Here is a 17,713-nt window from a genome sequence, read left to right as displayed (position 1 = left end):
GCATAATCTGCCAGACCTATTAATTATATCATTCTATTATATTTTTTACATTCTGTTAATGTTGCTTTTTATATTTATCGCTATAAGAATTATAACATTCTCTTTCTAGCTACATAAACATATTTCTTGCTTTCGAAATCTTCCATTACCCCATCAAATCTTAAATTAGAGAATATTCTCTTTATATCACTTGGATTACAGTGATTTGCACAAAGACCACATATTCTTCTCTTTAAATATTTCATCTTATTTTTTATATTGTCCATATTAAGATCTTCAAGTATAAGCTCCCCATTATTTTTTAGAACCCTACTTATTTCTGAAGACGCCTTTTCGTAATTGCTTGTGTGGTTAAACTGTTCAAGAACAATAACCTTATTGAAATAATTGTCTTCAAAAGGAAGATATTCTAATTTTCCTTTTACAAAATCGCAGTTTTCATTATGCACTAGAGAATAGCACATATCTTCATAATCTGAATCTTCAAGTATTGTTACGTTTAAACCACTTAATCTTAGCTCTTTTCCTAAACGTCCGATATCTCCTACAAGTAGTACTTTTTCACCTATACTGTAGTCAAGATGGTTTAAAAGAAAATCAATTCCATTGCCGCTAAGCTTTTCATCTTCATCAGCTAAATGAAATAATACTTTTTTCACAACATTCACCTCTTTAACCCTTTTTTAAAATATTAATAATAAATAGCCCTTATATAATAAGGACCTCAAAAATAGCTATCCCTTATCATAAAGGACATAAAATGTAATAACCTAATTTAATTTTCTTCCATATGATAGATTATAGTCCCAAATCCTCAACTATTCAATACTTTTTTTGATTTAAAAATAAAAAGATATTGCTTGATTTTTCAGTATTTTTTAAATTCAAAAAAGGACCTTTGCATTAACGCAAAAGCCCTCTTTTCCACAATAAATATATATTAATTTTTATACTAGTCTACATTTAAGTCCATACTTTCAACTCTGTTTTCTTTTAGTTTTGTTAAACCTGCTTTTAACATTGTTGTTGCTGTGTAGAATATTACACATATTACTAAAACTTTTAGTATGTTTATTGGTAAGCTCTTAACTATGAATGCTGCTATGAACACACCAAATATACCACCTATAGTTATTCCTAGTGAAGATTTTCTTGGGTACTGTCCTTCTTTTATGAATTCCATACCTGAGAATGGAAGTAACATTGCACAAGATCCCATCATTATTGGGTATGCAGCTCTTTCTGACATTCCTAAAAGGTAAAGCATTGCCATACATGGTGCATATAGTCCGATTCCTGCTGTCATAAGTGCTCCAAGTATGAAGTTACCAACTATACCTATTACTAATTTTGTTCCGTTTAATCCTAATGCAGTTCCACCACCTGGCATTAAGTTTATCCATGGTAATCCACAGAACATTACTACACCTGTTATGAATAAAGCTACACCCATAACTATCTGAACTATTGATTCGTCAAGTTTTGATATTATTTTAGCTCCTATTACAGAACCTGCTGCAGCTGCTATTAGAAGTGATAAAAGTGTTATTGGATTAACTTTTACTGATGTTATGAATATAAGTGCTTCTAAAACTGCTGGTATTGTACATGATACGTTAAGCATTCCTGGTATGTGTTTGTCTTTTACATTTAATTTTAATGCTTTTGACATAGCTACAACTATTGCGAAAGAACCTATCCCTAGAGTATCTGCAAAGTTAGCTACAAATCCTATTGCTCCTGATTTTTTGAAACTTTCGTTTTCTAGCTGATTTGCGTCTTTAGTCTTTTTAAAATCTTTACCAAAAACTACAGCGAACATAGATGTAAATCCGATTAACATTATTCTTATTAGAGTTGCCATTTTAATTCTCCTTTTTTAATTTTTTAGTTTTTTTTCGTTCTCGGTTTTTTTCTCTTTTTTTACTAATATAAATTTAATTTACTCAAGCAAATTTTACTTTTCTACAGGTTTGATATTTTTTTGTTATCAATTATTTAGACCTATAGATATTGTTTTCCCTTTACAAGTTATTATTATAACAAGCCTTCTTATCTTTTGCAATATTTTATTTCTTTTCCAGACAATTTTTATTTATTATCTTAATATAATCACCATTTATTTGTAATATTTTTAATTATTTTTTATATTATTTTAATTTTTCTGAATAATTTCATTTTATCTTCACTTTTTTAACATAAGTAATATTTATGTATCTATAAATTAGAGTTATTTAGTAAACAAGCTTTTTATTCTTGCAATATTTTATTCATAAGTTTATATTATTGTTTTTTGTCTAGAAAATCGTTTTTTGAAGTATTTTGATGCTTTTAAAAATTTTTTTAGAAATTATTTTTAGATGATTTTTTTAATTATATATATTTTTTAATGAAATGAATTTGAAAAATATTTTTCTAACTTTTCCAAACAAAATAAAAATGTGCCGCATACTTTCTATATTTAGTGAAAGTACACGACACATCTTTAATTTAAAGTTTATTATTTTATTAGGACTTTTTATAGGTATTTTTTTAGTTATTATTTATACCTATTCTTTTACTACTCTTGTTATATTTTCTTTTGCTAATTTAGCTTTTCTAGCTTTAGCAAGTGGAGCTAACATGCTATAAGAAGTGTAAAGTACTACTATTACAACCAACACTTTCATCATGTCCATAGGAAGATTTTTTACTAATAACGCTGCTATAAGCACTCCAAAAATACCAAAAATTGTTATTCCTAAAGTTGCTTTTCTTGGGTAATTCCCTTCTTTTATGAATCTTATACTAGCTACTGGCATAAGTACTGCACAAGATCCCATCATTATTGGGAAGGATACTTTTGCAGACATTCCTAGGAAGTATACAAGAGCCATACATGGCGCATATAATCCAATTCCCGCTGTCATAAGCGAACCAAGTATAAAGTTTCCAAGCGCACCTATTATTAGTTTTGTTCCTGTTAATCCTATTTCATTTCCTCCACCTGGTAGCATATTTACCCAAGGTAATCCAAGGAACATTAACACAGATGTTACAAATAATGCTATTCCCATTATTAACTGAACTTTTTTATCGTCCATTTTTGATATAATTCCAGCCCCTATGTACGAGCCAAGACCTGCAGATACAAGCATTACTACAAGAGTAGTCGAATCTACTTTTATTGTAGTTGTGAATATAAATGCCTCTGTCATTACAGGAATACAGCATCCTATATTTATATCCTTTTATCTCCACAACTTATTATTTTAACTATTTTTTTTAAAGTGTCAATAGATTTTTATCGCCAATAAATTATTTTAAAATCACAATAATTACATTTATTTATTAAGCTCTTTACTTTTAATATAATCCAAATTAATTATAATCAAAACTACTAGTTTCATCACCAAGAAAATCGTTTCTTTAGCATATTTAAAGTATTTTAATTTATTTAAACTTCAAAAAAATTTCAAGATTTTTATTTATATTTTTCACTTTTTTAATCGCTAATATATTCCGTTTCTATCTCAAAAATCAATTTTTCTATTTTTTACTATTTTAATTTTATCTTTTTATTTCTTTATTATTTTAATTTATAATTATTTTTAATTTACTTTTACTATCTTTTTACACTTCACATATATTTCAATTTTAAAATATTTTTTAAGTAATATGTTATTTAATATATTACAATTCAAAACTACATCCAATAAAAAAAGATGCTTCTATACGAAACATCTTTTTTCTATATAAAATATCTTTTTTAAGTTTTATAAATTTATCTCTATATTAAACTTCTGCTAATTCTCTTTTTTCTCTTTTTAATGCTTTCTTTAACATTCCGTAAGATGTGTAGTATATTACAAATACACATAATACTTTTACCATATTCATAGGCATTGAGTTAAATACATATGCTGCAGCAAATACTCCTACAACACCGCCTATTGTTATCCATAGTGAAGTTTTTCTTGGATAGTGCCCGTCTTTTATAAATCTAGTGCTCGCTATTGGCATAAGTACAGCGCAAGATCCCATCATTATTGGAAATGCACATTTTGGCGACATACCAAGTATGTATGTAGTTGCCATACATGGTGCATATAGACCTATTCCTGCAGTCATTAAAGCTCCGTATATGAAGTTTAATGTTACTCCAATAAACAGTTTAGAGCCATAAAGTCCTATGCTTTCTCCTCCAACTGGAAGAAGATTTACCCATGGAAGCCCCATAAATATCACACTCGCTGTTATAAACAGCGCTATTCCCATAGCTAATTGTATTTTCTTTTCGTCTAGTTTTTCTACAATTCCTGCTCCAATGTAAGATCCCATTCCTGCAGCTATCAACATAGATACAAGTGTTGTCGGATCTACTTCTATTGCAGTTAAAAATATAAGTGCTTCCGTTATATTTGGTATCGCACAAGATACGTTTAACATCGCTGGTAGCTCTTTATCCTTAAATTTCATCTTCATAGCTTTTCCCATAGCTATTATGACAGCAAAGGAACTTACCCCCAATGTGTCAAAAAAGTTCCCTACCATTCCTGCTATTCCGGCTTTTACACAACTTTCATCTTCTAGTCGATTTTCTCTTTTGGCTTTAGAATAATCGCTAATCATTAAAAATCCCTGAATTCCGGTAAATGATAGTAGTATAATTCTTATTAAATTTATCATTTTGTCCTCCTATATATTCAGCGCACATAGCTGCCGGTATACCTTTGTAGTTATCCACTTTTCCTCAAGATATCAACATATTTCCACAGTTAATCCCAAAGAAAGCGACGGTATTAATTATACTACAATTGCATATTTCTGTATATATTGGAAATCGTTTATGACAATTTATTTTTATAATTCTAGAAATAAGCAAATAAAAAACCGTTATGGAGAAATTCTCCATAACGGTTGATTTTTATTTTGTAGATTCTATATTTTTTAATTAAGCTTGTTTTTTGCTTAATACTGGTTTTAACATTGTGAATGAAGTATAAAGTATAACTATTATAACTAATACTTTTAGTATATCCATTGGAAGAGATTTAACTAGGTAGAATGCTATGAATACACCTATAACCCCACCTATAGTTATAGCTAAAGATGCTTTTCTTGGGAACTGTCCTTCTTTTATGAATTTAGCTGATGCTATTGGCATTAATACTGCACAAGAACCCATCATTATTGGGAATGCAACTTTTGGAGACATTCCTAAGAAGTAAACTAGTGCCATACATGGTGCATATAGACCTATACCAGCTGTCATAAGTGCTCCTAGTATAAAGTTACCTACTATACCTATTACTAATTTAACACCAGATAATCCTATTTCATTTCCTCCACCTGGCATTAAGTTAACCCAAGGTAATCCTAAGAACATTAATATTGCTGTAGCTAATAATGCGATACCCATTACTAACTGTATTTTCTTTTCATCCATTTTAGATATGATACCTGCTCCTATATATGAACCAGCACCTGCTGCTGCAAGCATTGATACTAATGTTATCGGTTCAACTGCTATAGCAGTTGTCATTAAAAGTGCTTCTGTTACGACTGGTATACAACATGATACGTTTAACATACCTGGTATCTGTTTGTCGTGAACTTTCATTTTAGAGAATTTAGACATTGCAACTATTGGTGCGAATGATCCTATTCCTAATGTGTCACCGAAGTTAGCTATAAGTCCTATAATTCCTGGTTTAATCCAACTTTTTTCTTCTTCGGCTTCTAGTAATCCATTTTTAGAAGATGCTACATAATCTTTACCAAACATTACTGCGTATATAGCAGTTAAAACGCCTAATACTATTCTGACTAAATTGACCATTTACTCTACCTCCCACTTTTTTAATATTTTTTCTATTTTCTGAAAATTTAAAAGTTTTAACTAGGAATGGTAAGATTACCATTCCTAGATAAAAACTATTTAACTAAGTTTGTTATGTGGTATACGTATATACCGTACTCAATACTATTTATAAAATGTGAACTCTTAACTCAATATTATTTTAATATGAAACCATATTTAACTGGGTCATCTTCGTCTATTAAGAAGTTATTGAATCCTGTCATGTAAGCAGAACCAGTTATTTTTGGTAATACTGCATCGAATTCTCCAACTTTAGTAGTTCCTACTATTTCACCTTCGAATAATGTTCCTAATATACTTTCATATACGAATTTTTCGCCTTCTTTTAATTCTCCTCTAGCATGTAAAGTAGCTAATTTAGCACTTGTACCTGTTCCACATGGAGATCTGTCAACCTGTCCCTGTCCGAATATAACAACGTTTTTATAAGTTGCTGCTGGATTAGTTGGTTCATCCCATATTTCAACTAGGTCTACAGTTTTTATATGTTTTAGAGTTGGGTGCTGTATTTCGATTTCTCTATTTATTATGTCTCTTAATTCCATTGCCATATCAGTTAATTTAGCTGCATTTTTAGGTTCGATTTTTAATCCGAACTGGCTAGCATGTACTATAGCGAAGAAAGATCCACCGAATGATATATCGAATTTAACTTTACCTACACCTGGTAATTCAACTTCCTGATCTTTTTTGTATAGGAATGCTGGTACGTTGAATATAGAAACAGACTGAACTTTTCCGTTTTCTACTTTAACATCACCTTTTATTATTCCTGCAGGAGCTTCCATAACAACTTTTGTTATAGGTTCTTCCATTGGAACTACACCAGTTTCAACTGCAACTGTCATTGCACCTATTGAACCGTGACCACACATGTTAAGGTATCCGCCACCGTCCATGAATATTATACCGAAGTCAGCATCTGGATCACATGGCTGAGTCATAACTGAACCGAACATATCATTGTGTCCTCTTGGTTCTAACATTATAGCTGTTCTTATATGATCTAAGTGATCTTCTAAGTACTGTTTCTTTTCTGGCATTGTATTACCTTTTATATTTGGTATTCCACCTACAACTATTCTAGTTGCTTCTCCAGCTGTATGAGAGTCTATAGCCTGAATTGTTCTGCTAAATTTCATAACAATTTCCCCCTTAGTTTATTGCCTGTGGCAATTATATTTTAAGTCTTTGTTAAGACTTATTTGCGAATTTAATTACAGACACGTTAATTATAAAATAAACTATCTGTTATAATAAAAAAGTTTTAAATTAAGTTTCTTAATATTATTCATTTTCAATTATATATTGTATAATTTCTTTTTCTTTTATTAATTTGAAACCTTTTTCCTTACATCTCTATTATATAATAAAATTATAATTTTGTCATCTATTTATCAATATTTTATTATAATTTTTTTTAATTATTATAGATGTTATCTATATATTCTTTTATTGAGATTTGAGTTTGTATATTATTTATATTCTGACATTTTATAGTTCGATAATATAGTTATATAAAAAACTATTTACCCCGTTTTCTCATTTTTAGTTTAAGGAATGCAAGTGCTTTTCTTGCATCAGTTTTATCGACGTTATTTTCGCCTACTATCTCTGTTTCTGTTCCAGATTCTGATTTGTTTATATCTACTATTGTATCCATATATTCATTTGTAACTACAAATTTTGCATTTGTACCATTAAAAGTTACCCCTACTGTTGGGATTCCTCTTTTACCTATTTCTTCAAATGTGTTTGCATAGTCAACATGTGAGTTTCCCCATCCATCTGCAGATAGTATTACTCCATCAGCTCTCATACCTTCTAACCACTGAGCTGTTCTCTGTCCAACAAGATTTTTATATTTATTATCCTGAGGAGTACCTACTACTACTACACCTAATAAATCTATGTCAGTATCTTCTGAGCATATTTCTAAAATAGGATCTCTGAAATGATGTAAAGATGTTTCTTTAGTTGAAGGACCTATACCCATAATTTTCCAACCCCTTCCTTATACTAGCGCTCTAAGAGCACCGTCTCTATATTCATTAGGAGAAAGTATCATTGGCATATTGCACATATCTATAATAGATGTTCCTCCTTCAAATCCACTCGGCTCATCAGAGAATAGCTGATTGTCATACATTGCTCCCTGACCAGCAATCTGTTTAACTATTACAACTTTTTTTGCACCAGGTCTAACTTTATCGAAGAATTCATGAGATTCTGAAGCATGACGTCCATCTTCTCTCTTTAATATAGCTCTTATATCCTGGATAAAATCATCACATGCTTTGAAGCAGGCATTTGGCAGATGTCTATCGTATGGAAGTCCACCTTTGATAGTAACATCCATGTGTATTATGTAGTCATTTTCTGATGGAGTACCACATTTACCTAGTATCATCTGTTCAGCAAGTCTACCTTCTGATGATCCAAATTCATGCATCTGTCTTCCATCTTCATCAACTCCTGTAAGCATTACATAAACACCTGTTAAAGTGTGTGTAAGACCTTCACCAAGAGTTCCTAGAACTTTAGTAGATATTGGTATAATATCCATTATTGTGTTAATATCCCTGTCATAAGCACCAGGGTTTTTAGCTTTAGGTTCAATTACTTCTAGTTTAATATCAGTTATTAAATCATCAGCATCTATAAGCTCCTGAACTCTATTTTTATTTAATAGAAGTTTTTTTCCTTTTAAAGCTACAGTAGATCCAAGTTCCACATCTTCTATGTGGAAAGATTTAATAGCTAATCTTCTCATTACTATCTCTTCCATAATATTGACCACCTTTTTTTAAACCCCCTTCCCAGAATTCTGGAAAGGGGGTATTTTTATTTAATGGATAAACCCACTATTTAAGCTCACTAATTATATAGCAGCGTGGTATTCGAATGGTAATGGAACTATTTTACCAGCTGATGGTATTTCTACTAACTGCTGTAAAGTAGCTTTTAATATACCTGTCTGCATTTCAACGTTGTGAGGTTCACCAGCATTAGCACCCATTGGAACCATTGGAGCAACTGCTCTTGGAGATCCGTTCTGTCTAACTACTGGAGGTAAAGCTGCTATTATTATTGTTGGTATACCAGCTTCTTCTATTGCTCTCTGCACGATCACGGCAGTTCTATGGCAAGTACCTCAACCAGCTGTCATAACAACACCGTCAACATTTTCTTCTTTTAATCTAGCTGCTATAGCTGGACCAGTTTCTTCTTTGAATACGTGCTGGTTACCACCACCACCCATGAATGTGTAGTGCATTGGTGCAACACCTTTTATGAATCCTTCTGCTGCTAATTCATGTAATCTTTCTATTGGGAACATGCAGTTAACGTCTCTGTTAACGTCAGAGTTGTCATATCCACCATGAGATACCATTAAATCAGCTGGAGTAGCTGTATCTGGTACCATTCTGAAAGATGTATCACCAGCTAGGTTAAATCTTTTGTCAGTTTTCATATGTACACCTGCAGCTGAAGCTAACGCTATAACCATATCTTTTAATTCTTTAGTTACAGGAGTCCAAACTGGAGGAGGTGTTATTGGAACGAATATTTCAGACTGAAGTCCTTTTACTGTTGTAAGACTCATTGTATTATCTCTCCCTTCAAAATAAAACTTAATTTTATATTTTTAAGTTTATGTTGTTTACAATTTTAGATTTCTTATTTGCTTTCTTCTTCAATTTCTTTTAGAAGTTGCTTTTTAAGATTTTCTCTAGTTCTAGCCTGTATTTCGGCTTTTTTCTTTTCTTCTCTCAGAATGTTGGCTACATACTCTGGATTGGGTTCTGGACTTAATACCTCAGGATAACTTAGCATAAATCCAACTTCTTGTCCTATCTTTGGTTCGTAGTCAGTTATAAGCATTCTGCTAGGTATTTTGAACTGTCCAAGTCTACCTTTAAGATCTATAGTAAATGCACCATCGTGTATTTCAACTATAACACCTTCGAAGTATGATTCTGAAGAGACATATCTTAATTTTTCCATTTAGATACCTCTTTCTTGTTAGTTCAATTTATTATCATTTTAGAAGTTTATAATAGAATTCTTATTTTTCTATTTCTTTAACTTCAACTATTCCTGCTTCTATATCATCTTTTTCGTAGATTTCTCTTCTCTTCTTAGATGTTGGAAGTACAGTTTCGTTGTCTTCTAATTCTATTTTTATTCCTAATTCTTTTTCTATAGCTTCTATGTTGTTTAATTTAACGTTAGGGTTCCATTTTCTTTCTGGAGCTTTAACTTCAACACCAGCCATAGCATTTTTAAGCATGCACATTATTCTTATAGCTTCTTCTGGAGCTAATGTGTTGTTTCCAAGTATTTCGTTTTCTATACCCTGTCTAGATTTGTTGTTATCTACCATGTGAGTCATGTATTTGTTACCAACAACTAGTGCACCCTGTACTGCACAGAAAGATACACCTACTACTGGTATTCCTCTCATACCTATCTGTTCTATATGAGAAGCGAAGTCTATATGGTTGTTACCGAATCCTTCTGTAGTAACTACAGCACCGTCAACTTCCATAGCTTCAACTAACATACCTAATCTCTTAGATACATAGAATTTTTCAGAGTTAGCCTGTGGAGATCCTACGAATACAACACCTACTAAGTCTACTTCTTCATCTTCCATAGCTCTTAATACTAATGGTTCTCTCCAGTAATGTCTAGACATTTCTTTTGAAGCAGGTCCTATACAAGTTAATGCATGTATACCACCGTCTAATACTTCTAATGGAGATAAAACAACTGGAACGTTACCTAAGTCAACGTTTGGTCTAGCACCTAATGTACCAACTGGTTCAGATGGTAATATTAAGTTATCGTGCATAGCACCCTGTCCCATTATTTCTTTAACTATAACTATTTTCTTTTTACCTTCTCTTCTGTACTGATCTATAGTTTCAGTATCAACTACTAGAGATTCATCAGCTTTCTTTAATGCTTCTCTTATTTCCTGAGTTATGTGGTCAAATGCTTTGTGAGCTGCTATAGGTCCTGGTCTTTCCATGTTAGTACCTTCTTTTATAGTAACCTGACCTTTTATAAATATTTCACCTTTATCAGCTGCACCTGGTCTACCCCACATCATTGTAGTAGACATTTCACCTTCAGAAGAACCGAATTCACCTATCTGAACTCCGTTAGCATCTGTTCCAGATAATACCATTATAGCACCATCTATAGTTCTTGTAACACCTTCACCAAGTTCACTACCTTCTTCTTTAGTAGCTATTGGCTGTATGTCAAGTATAGCTTCTGAATATTCGTTGTATCTGTCTGGAGTTATTATATCTAACTTCATGTCATATACTAATTCCTGAGTTTCTACTGCTTCTTTGCATAATTCTTCAGGATTTCTTATAGTTAAAGTTGTTCCTTCTATTTTAGTTTCTTCACCAAATACAACTTTGTCTATTTTGAAATGTTTTTTAGTTAAGCTTCTTATTAATTTTGTTTCTTCTTTTTTAGCTTCTTCAACAGCTGGAACTGCTGCTTCTGCTACTGGAGCTGCTGCTACTGGAGCTGCTGCACCACCCATTACACCTAAAGGTATTTCTAAGTTTATATCTTTACCTTCTCCTATGTGAAGTTTAAATACTCCACCTGCTGCTGGAGCTACTGGAGCTGGAGCTGCTTCAACTACTGGAGCTTCTTCAACTACTTCTTCTTCAGCTTCTTCTTCTACTGCTCCTGCTGAGAATCCTTCAACATTTTCTGGAGTAAGAGCTGTTAAAGCATCACAAGTTTTAGTTAATTTAGCACCTAAAACCTGTCCTATTGTTAATGTGTTTTCTGGTAAAACTAATAATCCTGATTCAACTAAATCTGGGAATATAGCTGGATCTTCTAAATTAGATGGTTCTACCACTGTCCCTGCTTCGAATCTGCAGCATGTTACTGCTGGGTCATTAGCGTGGGCCTGAGCTGTTTCTACAGTTATTGACATAGCAAAATACCTCCTAAAATTTATTTTTTTATCTAATCTGAGTTCAAGCACTCATTATTATAAGCAACTTGACTTTGATTATCCGGTGCTCTATTTTAGAGCACCGGTAGATTACTATGTTGTATATATTTGAATTTTAATAATTCACTTGGTTATTATAATTCCATAGCGGCTGCTACACCTAATGGAATCTGTAAGTCTATATCTTTTCCTTCCCCAATGTGAAGTTTTAAGTATCCAGAACTTACACTTACTGTTGTTGCTGCTGGAGCAACTGGATTAGATTCTACTATTTCGCTTTCTACAACTTCAACTTCTTCATCATCTGCTTCTTCTCCTGCTGAGAATCCTTCAGCATTTTCTGGAGTAAGAGCTGTTAAAGCATCACAAGTTTTAGTTAATTTAGCTCCTAAAATCTGTCCTATTGTTAATGTATTTTCTGGAAGAACTAGTAATCCTGATTCAACTAAATCTGGGAATATAGCTGGATCTTCAAGATTTGCTGGTTCAACTACTGTTCCTTCTTCAAATCTGCAGCATGTAACTGCTGGATCATTTGCATGAGCTTTTGCTGTTTCGATTGTTATAGACATAATAATAAACCCCCTGTTGTTTACTATCTTATTAGATTATAAGATCTGTTTTATTTTTTTCTTCTGTATAATCTATGTCCGCTTGCTCTTAATGAATGATCTGTACTGTGATATACAGGCAATCCTAACCTAGGTGCCACTTGCATAACTGTGTTTGTTCAGTCTTCGCAGTTACTTATTAGTAACGCTTCAGCACCGTGACTCTTAAGTTTTAGAACTGTTTCTGCCTGTCCTGGACATATACCAGGAAGTGAACATCTGTATCTTCCTCTACCATCATCTGTCATTCTCTTACATCTTTCTTCTGCAACTACTTCTGCACCCATAAGAGAAGCTATTTCGTGTAGTCTTGCTTCCTGAGCTCCACATTCACAGCAGATGATTCCTAATTTTCTTTTTTCCTGCATTAGCGGCATAGATACGATTATACCACCTAATGTTTTTGTTACAGGTGAATCTAATTCTCCATGTTTACCTGTGAAAGGTCCACCAAGAACTATTTCACCATATGGTTCTAATATTCCACCACACTGGTCTATGAAGTAACTTACAGGCATTCCTATTGGAACGTTTAAGAATACTCTACCAGTCTGAGCATCTGCATCTTTAACTCTACCAGCTACTGTTAAATCTTTGGTTATAACTGGTCTTCTTTCTTCTATAGCTGCAACTACATTTTTAACTGTTTCAACATTTGATATTATAGCTTTTGCTACACTTGGAAGCTGACCTGGTTCAAGTTCAACTCCTAGTAATTCTCTAACTATAACTCTTTCATCTCCTGCTGGATACATATTTGGAAGATATTTTATTTCTATATTATCTTCATTTTTAGTTGCTTTTCCTAGAGCTATAAGCTGTTTTGTGTGATGAGGTTTTATAGCTATATAACCTTTAGCAGCTTTAGTTATTTCTAATAAATATTTAAGTCCTCTTACTAATTCTTCTGCATGGTCTTCTATGTAAGCCATGTTGTGAGCTAGTATAGGTTCACATTCAGCTGCGTTTACGATTACGTAACCACCTTCTATATCACCTTTGAATTTTATACCAGCTGGGAATCCTGCCCCACCTGCTCCAACTACACCTGCTTCTATTATTGCGTCAAGATTAGATTCTGTATCTTTTATCTTAACGAATTCTTCAGGCTGTTCTTCATCCGCTTCTATAAGTATAGCTGTTTCAGTTATTTCTTTAACTGTACCGTATACTGAAGAGTGGATGTTAGCACCTAGACCTGTTGGTTCTGCTATTAGCTGACCTTTTTTTACATGTTCCCCAACACTTACTATAGGCCGGCAAGGAGCACCAACATGCTGTCTTAGTTCTAATCTAAGTACCATATTAAATCACCCCCATATTAATCTGTCGCACTATTAATTATAAGCAATTTCTATGCCAAAGTTCACAACTAATGTTTTTTTCTATAATAACATTGAAATTGCTCGATATTTAGTCATATCTTTAAATTAATTATACCAAGTTAAAGTGATAAATACAAGCGTTTTCACAGTTATTTATGTCAGATTTTCGACAGTTTAACGTTTTATCAGTCTAAAACTTTAAATAAACTAACACCTTTTGTTTATTTTTAGCTATTCGTTAGATAATTATATAACTTCCGTCGATTTTTAGACGTTTCGTCGATTTTTAGACGTTTTTTAGCCAATTTTTATAAAATATCTCTTTTATAGCTTTTTTTTATAGTTAAAAAATTATTTTTTAAATTTGCATCTATAATTAAATTAATTTATAAATCTATTTAATTCCATATAAATCTAATTTATAATACAGCGTAGTTCTTGGAATATTTAATATTTTTGCTGCTTTAGCCTTATTGCCATTTGACATCTCTAAAGCTTTTGTAATATTTTTTATTTCTAATTTTTCTATAGCAGAAGTTAAATCAAGAGGATAATCTTCATCGTCAGTAGAATTTTTTGCACTTTCTACTATATAATTAGGTATATCGTCTTTTTCTATTATAGAAGAGTCCGATAATACAACCATATTTTCTACAGTATTTTTTAATTCCCTTATATTACCCTTCCATCTATAGTTTTCCAAAATCTTATACGCTTCTTTACTCAATGTAAGACGTGGCTTGCCATTCTCCCTACACATCTCATCTAAAAAATGATGTAATAGAATAGCAATATCCTCTTTTCTCTCTCTTAATGGAGGAATTTTTATCTCAACGACATTTAATCTATAGTATAAATCCTCTCTAAACTTCTCTTCTTTTACCATCTTTTCAAGATCTTTATTTGTTGCAGAGATAATTCTAGGATTTATCTTTATAGTTTTTTCTCCCCCAACCCTTCTGACTTCCTTCTCCTGAAGAACCCTCAGAAGCTTAGCCTGCATATTTAAAGGAAGATCTGCAATCTCATCTAAGAACACAGTCCCATCTTTTGCAAGTTCAAAAATACCACTCTTACCTTTTTTATTAGCTCCAGTGAACGCTCCAGACTCATATCCAAAGAACTCACTTTCAAATAATTCAGCTGGGATAGCACTACAGTTAACTGGAACAAAAGCCCCTTTTCTACCACTCTGCTCATGTATAGCTCTAGAGAACACCTCTTTACCAGTACCACTCTCTCCCCAAATAAATATACTACTGCTAGTCTTTGCAACCTGTTTAGCAATAGCCTTAGCCTTTTCTATCTTATCGCTCTTTCCTAAAATACCTTCAAAAACACCATTAGATAAATTCTTTACCTCATCCTGAAGATATTTAAGCTTTTCATTAGTTTTTTCTAGCTCAAAAGATAAATTTCTAGCCTCTGTAACATCTAGCTCCGTACATACAACTCCTACAAACTCTCCACCAAAGAAAATTGGATTTGCGTGTACAAGTCCGTACATATCTTGCTTCTTATATGTAGAATAAACGTCACTTATCCCAATTCTTCTTCTAAGAACTCTCTCACAAATAGTATCTTCAAGAAAATCGCTTATAGGTCTACCTACAATCTCTTCTGATTTTATACCGTATCTTTCTTCCATGAAGCTGTTCCATAAAATAACAACTCCTTCATCATTTACAGCACAAATTCCTTCCTTAATATGTCCTATTATATATTTAAGCGTAATCCCGTATTCTTCAAGCTGCATATAAAGGTAATCTCTTATATGCTCCTGTCTTAAAATACCAAGTATCTTCCCAAAATTGTCTACAACTGGGAGAATACCTATATTTTCCTTTATCATAAGATTCCTACACTCATCTATAGGCATACCTTTCTTTACGCTTACAACATTTTTCTTCATTATATCCTTTATTTTTACGTCTTCAATTCCTTCATTTTTAAGGCCTACATTATGAATATCCGTTATAGAAATTATTCCACTCATATCACCATCGTCATTGAGTGCAACCAAAGTCTTTTTATTCGCCTTTATAATCTCACTCACTGCATTCTTTACCGACTCATTTTCATTTATCGTATTAAAATTTATATCCATAACGTCTTCAACATTTTTCATTTCCGGTATAGAAAACATCGCATCACCATCCAAATCTATTTTATATTTTCATTATACCATAACAGATGACTAGCTTATGTAAGATAGCGTTTAAAAATAAGTAAATTCTCTTTAAATTTAGACGATTTTAGTTTAATATATTATTATACAATCATTGAGAGGGAGTGATGAAATGTTTGAAAACTCGTCAGAAGAAATTGTATATCATAAACTTTTGATTTTACATATATTAAAAAAAGCGGAAATGCCTTTAACAAATTCACAGATAACTCAGGTAGTATTGGATACAGAGATGATGAACTACTTTTCTCTTCAATCGCTGCTTTCTGAGCTTACAGACAGCAAACTAATTGCGACATATAAAGAATCTGGTAGGGAATACTACACTCTTACATTAAATGGAGAGGACTCGCACGATTACTTCTCTTCTAGAATTCCTGAAACTGTTGTCGAAAAAGTAGACAAATATATAAATGCAAATAAAGGCAATCTTCTTGCCGATACTCAGATTAAATCTAGCTTTGTTAAACAGAGCGAAAACGAATACATAGTAAATCTAAGAGTTGTTGAGGAGCAGTCAAACCTTATAGATTTAAACCTAAATGTATCTTCTGAAAAGCAGGCAAACAGCATATGTAATAATTGGAAAAAAAATGCATCTGAAATGTACACAGAGATAATCTCTCTATTAATAGAAAAAAGAGATATTTAAAGTTAATTTTATAGTTATTCTTTAATTTAACATTTCTTTTTATATATAATGTTTACCATTCAACTTTAGATGTGTTATAATCTTAAAATGAAAAAGGGACCTAGTCCCTTATTTTATTGAATATTTTACTTTAAAAGGAGATTGATATAATGAAAAAAGTTACTTTTGCACCAAGTGGTGTATGTTGCAAAATGATGGAATTTGAAATAGACGACAACAACAAACTACACAATGTTGTTTTCACAGCTGGATGCAACGGAAACCTTAAAGGTATAGCTAAACTAATAGAAGGTATGGATGCTCAGCACGTAGCTGACTTATTAGAAGGAAACACTTGTGGAAACAGACCTACATCATGTCCAGACCAGCTTTCAAAAGCAATAAAAGAAAATTTATAAAATAAAAGAATATAAACATAAAATAAAAAAACGGGTATCTCTAAATAACAATATAATTATTTGGATATACCCGTTTTTATTATTCTTTTTTTCTATACATCTTTTAATAACTATTGATTTAATCATAAAACCAATTCTTACTTTATCCTTTGTCAATTCTATAACTTTCGCTATTTTACAAACGTTTTTAGCATTTTTTTATTTAAATTTAAATTGTTATAATTTTTTTCGATAGTTCTGAAATCATACATCCGTAAATATCAATAATCAAGCTTATTGACTATTATACATATATGGTTTAAATTGAATGTGTCAACAAAAATATAATCAGACAACATCAAATGACACTTACTTTTGTAAGTTTTGATTTGATAAGTTAAAATTTTAATACAAGTACAAGCTGTTAATTAAAAAAAGCTGAAACTATTTGTTTCATGTTTGCAGATACGAAAAATAACTTGACTTCCCAAAATTCAATTTATAACTTTCGTAGCCGATAACTCCGATAACTGGAAAACAAATCATCTCAGCCTATAAATATTATATAATAAAAGGGAATAAAAATCACCCTTTCTGTCGCGCTTTTTTATATTTATTTTTTAGGTTTTGTGGTTTGTGTTGATTAAAATTATATTAATTAATTAGTTTGTATGTTGTAAATTAAAATTAAACTATTTT

The 17,713-nt window shown here is 31.8% G+C and carries 14 protein-coding genes and 2 pseudogenes; 2 read left to right on the top strand and 14 right to left on the bottom strand.

Annotated features, from left to right (window positions below):
• Positions 1-89: 89 nt before the first annotated feature.
• From ACK2WN_RS03380 to prdR, 14 genes and pseudogenes are all read right to left on the bottom strand, one after another.
• Positions 90-659 carry a class I SAM-dependent methyltransferase gene (locus tag ACK2WN_RS03380; protein WP_300529654.1) on the bottom strand — a complete coding sequence of 190 codons (570 nt, stop codon included), beginning with the start codon at positions 657-659 and terminating at the stop codon, positions 90-92.
• A 293-nt stretch (positions 660-952) separates the two neighbouring features.
• Positions 953-1,864 (bottom strand): sulfite exporter TauE/SafE family protein, encoded by a 912-nt coding sequence (locus ACK2WN_RS03375; protein WP_416154844.1) that lies wholly within the window; start codon positions 1,862-1,864, stop codon positions 953-955.
• Between the two features lie 685 nt (positions 1,865-2,549).
• Positions 2,550-3,224 (bottom strand): annotated as a pseudogene (locus tag ACK2WN_RS03370) (sulfite exporter TauE/SafE family protein); the annotation flags it as partial.
• A gap of 550 nt (positions 3,225-3,774) precedes the next feature.
• On the bottom strand, positions 3,775-4,668 hold the full coding sequence (locus ACK2WN_RS03365; protein WP_300529650.1) for a sulfite exporter TauE/SafE family protein: 894 nt from the start codon (positions 4,666-4,668) through the stop codon (positions 3,775-3,777).
• Between the two features lie 265 nt (positions 4,669-4,933).
• Positions 4,934-5,821, bottom strand: a complete 888-nt coding sequence (locus ACK2WN_RS03360; protein WP_416154843.1) for a sulfite exporter TauE/SafE family protein — start codon at positions 5,819-5,821, stop codon at positions 4,934-4,936.
• A 176-nt stretch (positions 5,822-5,997) separates the two neighbouring features.
• The gene (locus ACK2WN_RS03355) at positions 5,998-7,005 is read right to left on the bottom strand and encodes a proline racemase (protein ID WP_300529646.1); all 1,008 of its coding nucleotides are present in this window, start codon (positions 7,003-7,005) and stop codon (positions 5,998-6,000) included.
• A gap of 383 nt (positions 7,006-7,388) precedes the next feature.
• On the bottom strand, positions 7,389-7,859 hold the full coding sequence (locus ACK2WN_RS03350; RefSeq protein WP_300529644.1) for a glycine/sarcosine/betaine reductase component B subunit: 471 nt from the start codon (positions 7,857-7,859) through the stop codon (positions 7,389-7,391).
• An 18-nt stretch (positions 7,860-7,877) separates the two neighbouring features.
• The gene (prdD, locus tag ACK2WN_RS03345) at positions 7,878-8,651 is read right to left on the bottom strand and encodes a proline reductase cluster protein PrdD (protein ID WP_300529642.1); all 774 of its coding nucleotides are present in this window, start codon (positions 8,649-8,651) and stop codon (positions 7,878-7,880) included.
• A gap of 93 nt (positions 8,652-8,744) precedes the next feature.
• The gene (gene prdB, locus ACK2WN_RS03340; protein ID WP_300529640.1) at positions 8,745-9,470 is read right to left on the bottom strand and encodes a D-proline reductase (dithiol) protein PrdB; all 726 of its coding nucleotides are present in this window, start codon (positions 9,468-9,470) and stop codon (positions 8,745-8,747) included.
• Positions 9,471-9,544: 74 nt separating this feature from the next.
• Positions 9,545-9,871: a CBO2463/CBO2479 domain-containing protein gene (locus ACK2WN_RS03335; protein ID WP_300529638.1), complete on the bottom strand. Its 327-nt coding sequence runs from the start codon at positions 9,869-9,871 to the stop codon at positions 9,545-9,547.
• Between the two features lie 61 nt (positions 9,872-9,932).
• Complete coding sequence (prdA, locus tag ACK2WN_RS03330; RefSeq protein ID WP_416154842.1) at positions 9,933-11,840, bottom strand: D-proline reductase (dithiol) proprotein PrdA; 1,908 nt, start codon at positions 11,838-11,840, stop codon at positions 9,933-9,935.
• A 173-nt stretch (positions 11,841-12,013) separates the two neighbouring features.
• Positions 12,014-12,433: pseudogene (locus ACK2WN_RS03325) on the bottom strand (sugar transporter); the annotation flags it as partial.
• A gap of 50 nt (positions 12,434-12,483) precedes the next feature.
• On the bottom strand, positions 12,484-13,776 hold the full coding sequence (prdC, locus tag ACK2WN_RS03320) for a proline reductase-associated electron transfer protein PrdC (RefSeq protein WP_300529632.1): 1,293 nt from the start codon (positions 13,774-13,776) through the stop codon (positions 12,484-12,486).
• A gap of 415 nt (positions 13,777-14,191) precedes the next feature.
• Positions 14,192-15,943, bottom strand: coding sequence for a sigma-54 dependent transcriptional regulator PrdR (gene prdR / locus ACK2WN_RS03315; protein WP_329999823.1), 1,752 nt, complete (start codon positions 15,941-15,943; stop codon positions 14,192-14,194).
• A 154-nt stretch (positions 15,944-16,097) separates the two neighbouring features.
• Here prdR and ACK2WN_RS03310 point away from each other — a divergent pair, with 154 nt between their 5' ends.
• Both ACK2WN_RS03310 and ACK2WN_RS03305 read left to right on the top strand, forming a co-directional pair.
• Entirely contained in the window at positions 16,098-16,637 is a 540-nt protein-coding gene (locus ACK2WN_RS03310; protein WP_329999821.1) for a DUF4364 family protein, read from the top strand.
• Positions 16,638-16,786: 149 nt separating this feature from the next.
• Complete coding sequence (locus ACK2WN_RS03305) at positions 16,787-17,035, top strand: TIGR03905 family TSCPD domain-containing protein (protein WP_199647608.1); 249 nt, start codon at positions 16,787-16,789, stop codon at positions 17,033-17,035.
• The last annotated feature ends 678 nt before the right edge of the window (positions 17,036-17,713 follow it).

Source organism: Peptacetobacter sp. AB800 (assembly GCF_047807365.1).
Lineage (GTDB): Bacteria > Bacillota > Clostridia > Peptostreptococcales > Peptostreptococcaceae > Peptacetobacter.
The sequence above is the reverse complement of the archived record's forward strand: the minus strand, read 5'-3'. Positions and strand labels throughout refer to the sequence as shown.